We start from the raw sequence: 4,945 nt of genomic DNA on the forward strand, positions 1-4,945 counted from the left end.
AACCCACCTTCCGCACCCTAAACTGTCACACAACGAAAAATGGTCATTTGGGGATTTGAGATTGGCGATCGCTACCTAAACTTTAGACCATTTTGTATTAAAATTATCCTCAAAGGTCTTCAAAAATCCGAAATTACCGATTGTGACACTGGGGGGTGCGGAATGTGGGTTCAAAACCCTTGCACTAATTTCTGTGTTTATCAGCCTCTAACCTTTGATATATCAAGGTTTTAGGTTTATTCAGCAAACCCTAGATAGGGTTTGCTGAAAAAGTCCCTTCGTTGAGGCAGGGAATAGGGAATAGGGAATAGGGAATAGGGAATAGTTTTAGCTATCTGTTATCCCCAGATTTTCTAATTTATCAGACCCAAAATGCACAGTTTTTAAGGTAATGTGTAATTTTAAGATCCATTCAATTACATCCAGCAATGATAAATCCCGCCCAATAGTAAGGATGATTATAAGGCTGTTGTTGAGGTGATAATTGGCGATGTTTATCAATTTGCATCGTGACAAAATCCCTCAATTTCAACTCTTCTGGTTGCAGATTATTGAGTAAATTTTCATACCCTGTGATCAGTTCTGCAACAGTTATTTCTTTTAGCCAAGTTGTAGCTTCCGCTAAAGCAGTAACTGGAGAGTGATGAAAAAGTAATCTGTTGTAAAACTCTATAATGACTAAAGCATTAGCAGATGATTCCACATTCCAAAGTGTACTCAATACATAAGGAACACCACTATTTAACAACCCAGTTGTTAAACCCACATATTCACTGCTGATATTTTGAATATTATGACTAACATTTTCAGCATTAGTGAGAGTAAACAGATTGTAATTACTAAAAGTCTGTTGACTAATTTCTGATAAAGTCAGTTTATCTTCATCTGCTAAAACTAAAGCTGATTTTGCAACTTCACTTAAATTGTTAACCGCATGACCAGTAAAATGCAAGATGTTATAATCTGCGGCTAGGGCATTTTCTAAATTATCTTTTGTCGCTTGTGAACCCTGGATGTGTTGGGAATTATCAAACATCTGTCTCACCACTGCTGCTGCAAAGTCAACAAATTGTATTTCTTGCTGTATTTCCTCATTAACTGCTGGTTTGATATTTTCCACACTTAGGAATTTTTGCTGTTGCCAATTTGATAACCCATTGGTGTTTAAATCCAAACCCGTTTGAATACTAGGGAGATAATGGATAGTGTAATTTACATCTGGTTGTGCAAGAGAGAAAAGGACATGAAGAGGCAATTTGTGTAAATCCCGATGGGGAATTAAAATTAGATTGGTAATTCCTTCCAGTTCCTGAATAATGGTGGGAATATTGAGGATATTCCGCAGATTTAATAATCTGCCTTCCATATCCACGCACCAGGAATTTTCCAGGGGATTTTCTAAGTTTTGATTTTGGCAATATTCTTGATATTCTTTTTGCCAAAAGTCTAGCCAGCTTTCAAATTCTAGTAACCTTTTTACTGCTTCTGGTATGACTTCTACCTCTTGGATAGGTGTTAATAAAAGTAGCGGTGATGGGGCATCATATTTAATAATAAAGGTGTGTAAAGCAACCGGGCTAAGATGCCAGTAAATAACCGCAGTTTGCGGATTGAGTAGTTGTTGAATCCCTTGATAGTTGAGGGAATAAATTTCATTACTCCCACCAGAAAGCTGTAGTTTTAAACAGGTATTTTTGCCATGTTCAGCAATTTCCCAAGCTTCTACTAAATCACCTGCATTTACCGCTAAATCAACTCCTAATTGTATGAAACCTGCAAATTTCAAAGCGAGTTGTTTTTTGTTTTGTTCCGAGCAGGTGCTTTGATTTAGTAATTGTTGTAATAAATCTAGACCTTGTTTTTGTAATTCCTTTGCTGTTTCTATTTCCCCTAAAGCAACAAACACTTTGGTTACAGCTTGCAATACTTCTAGATGCAATTCTGCAAAATCTTCATAAGTGAGTGTTAATAGTGCTTGTTGATACTCAGTTAACGCTTGTTGCCAATAATAGCGGGGTGAAGGTTGCTTTTTGCCGTGTTCGTAGTGGGTGTTACCCAGTGCTAAATGCAATCTTCCCCAACCTTCTGGGTGGGTATCAGGGCGGAGATGTTTTAAACCTTCTTCATAAGTGGCTATTTTGCCCTCATAACCTCCCTGATTGAGGGTAGGATGAGATTTCGCTATGCTACTGGGTAAACTCAGAGATGCTTTGTTATTAACCACATTCCCCACGGCTAAGGCGCGACCAAGCCAAGCTTCCCAATAGTCGAGTTTAATTTCTAAGGCGCTGTCATAGCAAGAAATAGCTTCTGTAAGTCTTCCCAAGTAAAACAAAGCTACAGCTTGATTATACCAAGCGAGGTGAAAATCAGGTTTAATGGTGATGGCTTGTTGATAGGATTTAATAGATTTTTCGCGTCTGCCTAAGTTTTCTAAGGCGATGCCCCGGTTATACCAAGCTAAGTAAAAATCAGATTGAATAGCTAATGCTTCGTCCCAGGATTCAATTGCTTCTGACCAGCGTTTGAGGTTAAATAGCACCACACCCCGGTCAATCCACACTTCATGATAGTCTGGTTGAATTTTTAAAGCTTGGTCATAAGAAGCGATCGCCTCTTCAAACTGCTCACCTACCCCCAAAGCAACTCCTCGGTAATACCAAGTTTCCTGATCTTGGGGTTGTAATTTCAAAGCCTGATCATAACTAGAAATAGCTTCCCAAATCAGACCTAATTTGAGCAAGGCTAAACCCCGACTAGCCCAAGCTTCTTGGTATTCAGACTTAAACTCTATAGCTTGATCAAAAGAAGCGATCGCCCCATCAAAATCACCCAACTCTCCTAAAGCACTACCCCGGTTGTACCAAGCTTTAGAGAAATCAGATTTGAGACTAATTGCTTGGTCATAAGCAGCGATCGCTTCTTCAAACCTTTGTAAATGAAACAAAGTCAACCCTTGATTAAACCAATACTCGTAAGATTCTGGTTGCAATTTAATAGCTTGACTATAAAAAGCCAAAGACCCCAACAAATCACCAGACTTAGCTTGTTGTAAACCTTGGTAAAATAAGATTTCCGCCTGGTTAGTGACAGTCAGTTGATAACTCAGACGTTGAGTTATTGCCGGAAGATGGCTTTGCCCACCGTAGGCATCACGCAATGCTAATTCCGAAGCTAGTTGTTGAACTAAACTGGTACTTTGTTCCAACCTTATCACCAACTCATCCAGAGTTTGGGCTACTTGTGGCTGCAAATTAGTCAACGACTGATCCCAATTTTCTGCCAAGGGAGAGGCTACAACTTCCTCTACTTCTGCTTTCACCGTCCCTGGGTGTTCTTCCCCTACATACTCATAAATCACATCAGATATTTCTGCTACTGCATTTTGGACACTCAAATGCTGTAGATTACTTGGCCAAGACTCCTCCAATCTCATGGATACTGGTGCAATATCTGGTGCAATATCTGGTGCAATATCTGGTGCAATATCTGGTGCAATATCTACAGTTTCCTTCTGTTCATACTGCCATAATTGCTCACCCAAATCCCGCAGCAATCGTTGTCCTGGAGTTTTTAACGATGGTTCTACTGGTGGTGTGGTTGCCACCGCTGCGGGTTGTGGAGTTTTTTGTAGATTTTGCGGTAAGTTTTGGGCTAAGAACTCACGGCTTAACAACTGGATGCCAATTTCCGATGCCAGTTCTCCAACTTTGCCGATGTTGAGTTCACCCAGTTGTACCATTCGCGTTGCGATCTTACTATTGGGCGCTGGTGAAGAAAGCAACTTTTCAGCAAATATCAGCAACCAATCGATCCAACGCTCAACAGTGATCCGGGGTTCCATTCGCTGCAAATACTTCAGCGCCCATTGTTGTCCCCGCGCTTGATGTACACCTTCAAGCAACTCATTAAACAATACTTCCAGATCCACGTTGGTTAATTCTGGTAGAGACTTTTCTACCATAGACACCTCATCGCCGTTGAACTCATGAGTTCGACGACTGCCAAAGGGGTACTTGAATAAGTTGTTAAGCCACTGCAATAGCCACCTGAGCATTTGCCACATTCTTGGATTTTCTTTCTCCTAGATTGTAGCTATCCTTGTGTCAAAAAAATCATTTAATTACCTAATATTGTCATCATATTGTCATCAATTCATTCAGGAATGGGTTGATCTGACTTTTCCGATCCAGCAGATTCACCCATTGTCTGAGATTTATTTATGAGTACCTGAATAATTTGTTGTGGGTCATCACTTTCAATAGCGAAATCTTGTACAATTTGCTGACGTAAGATGTCATTTTCCTGCAAAATCACCAATAATTCATCCCAAGTCACAGTTTGGTATTCTTCCTCTGGAAAATTCTCCTCAGAGACAGTTGGACTGACAGCATCGGGTCCATCATATTCCCAAATAGGTTCTGCTTGGGTGCGTGTCAGCAATTGCATACCAATATTGTATGCCAGGTCGCCAACTTCACCAACCTCCAACTCACCCAACTGTACTAACCGTGCCGCTAATTCATTATGAGGTTTAGTAGATGCTAATAATCTCTCTCCAAAGTGATTTAGCCAATCTAGCCATTGTTGAGTGCTGACACGATGTTCAATTTTATGTAACCAGTTTTGCGCCCAAGCCTGGCCTCTAGCTTGATGAACTCCTGCTAACAGTTCTGTAAACAGAAATTCTAGATCCGTATCACTCAGAGGTGGTGCGGTTGTTTTCTCAATATTCTGCTGTACTGGTTTAGGACTATGTTTCCTAGCAAATAAACCCTGAAACAATTTTTTGAGCCACTGAATTACCCGCTTGAGCATCTGCTGCACCATTGATTGTTACCTGCTATATAAAACCTAGACAAAGCTAGACTTTACTTTCTACTTCAACGGGAGCATGGGAGCAGTTATCCCTCAGTAGACTTGCACGCCTTAGCCAGACGCGATA

Annotated in this window: 2 protein-coding genes; both read right to left on the bottom strand. The window is 40.4% G+C overall.

Annotated features, from left to right (window positions below):
* Positions 1-412: 412 nt before the first annotated feature.
* Entirely contained in the window at positions 413-4,066 is a 3,654-nt protein-coding gene (locus tag H6F47_RS26805; protein WP_190651785.1) for a tetratricopeptide repeat protein, read from the bottom strand.
* An 89-nt stretch (positions 4,067-4,155) separates the two neighbouring features.
* The gene (locus H6F47_RS26810; protein ID WP_190651787.1) at positions 4,156-4,830 is read right to left on the bottom strand and encodes a hypothetical protein; all 675 of its coding nucleotides are present in this window, start codon (positions 4,828-4,830) and stop codon (positions 4,156-4,158) included.
* Positions 4,831-4,945: the final 115 nt, after the last annotated feature.

Origin of the sequence: Sphaerospermopsis sp. FACHB-1094 (assembly GCF_014696195.1) — a bacterium.
Taxonomy (GTDB): Bacteria; Cyanobacteriota; Cyanobacteriia; order Cyanobacteriales; family Nostocaceae; genus Sphaerospermopsis; species Sphaerospermopsis kisseleviana.